Origin of the sequence: Xenorhabdus sp. PR6a, from assembly GCF_028599065.1 — a bacterium.
Taxonomy (GTDB): domain Bacteria; phylum Pseudomonadota; class Gammaproteobacteria; order Enterobacterales; family Enterobacteriaceae; genus Xenorhabdus; species Xenorhabdus doucetiae.
The window spans coordinates 1-1,068 of the sequence record NZ_JAQRFJ010000167.1 but is presented as its reverse complement, the minus strand read 5'-3'; the positions used below and the strand labels follow the sequence as shown (position 1 = coordinate 1,068).

Sequence of the window (1,068 nt, the reverse complement as noted above, 5' to 3'; positions counted from 1 at the left end):
ATAAGCAGCGGGGTATTAGACACTAAGAGATTATTTCATTCCGTTTTCATCCACTTTCTCATACACTGATTTCATGTAATTATATTGATGATCGTTGATTTTTTCTTTTACCACTTCATAACCATTGGAATTTTTAATGGCAACATATAATCCCTCTTTATGGTAGGTTTCCAGTGTGGCGAAAGCCAATGCCTTCATTGAAGTTACGTTAGCGTTCAAACCAATACTGCGGCCTATCTGATTATTGAGCAGATCAATGGTTTGATCCGCCTCGTTGAGCGTTGCAAACTGCCGGATATTGAGATCAACTCGCGGGTCCATTTCATGGGCATCCCCGGCATGTTTAGCAATTTTCTCCCCATACCGGGCAGCCAAAGTAGCCTGCCAGATGGTATGACGAAATGCATTAACCTGTGTGCCTTCGCCCTCCATTCCCTGTGGTTCAGTGAAACCTCCTTGTGCCGCAAGACCTTGTGTTGCAAACCGTACTGCATTGGTGCTGATGTTTGTCGAATTCTTGATATAAGGGCCAATTTCTAACGCCTCTTTAGGATACATTTTGGCAAAAATGGCGATCTTTATCGAAGGCGGAATAGCCGTATTCTGCCCGTCATGAAAGGCATCATGCATTTCCGTTCTGGATTTTTCCAGATCTTCGTTGATGCGTTTTACTCTTTTTACTTCTCGGTCAATGCCTGCACGTAATTTATTTTTCAGGTTATGGTAATACAAAAATGTATTCCTGATAGCGTTTCGATATGCATTGTAGTATTCCCTCATTGACTCTTGCCAAGATGGACTTACACTGTAATGAAAAGAATCATTATCCCATATTTGCTTAGCCTCAGACAATAATGTATCTAATTGCTTCTTATTTCTTATCTCGATAATATATGTATCTTTAAAAATACCATAATCTTGCGTGTATGTTTTTTTATAATGAAAGGCATCTGGATTGAGTAGTGTTAATCCCTCCGGTGTACCGAAAATAGCCGCAAGTGCTTTATTCATTGCCACCACTGCATTGTTAGATTTTGCTTTTTGAAATTCTGCGACATAACTCTGATA

General features: G+C 40.0%; 1 protein-coding gene. It reads right to left on the bottom strand.

What is annotated here, in order from left to right; translation table 11 throughout:
- Positions 1–30 precede the first annotated feature (30 nt).
- Positions 31–1,068, bottom strand: a 1,038-nt coding sequence (locus PSI15_RS18075) for a DUF6973 domain-containing protein (protein WP_273584729.1), incomplete at its 5' end; no start/stop codon positions are given.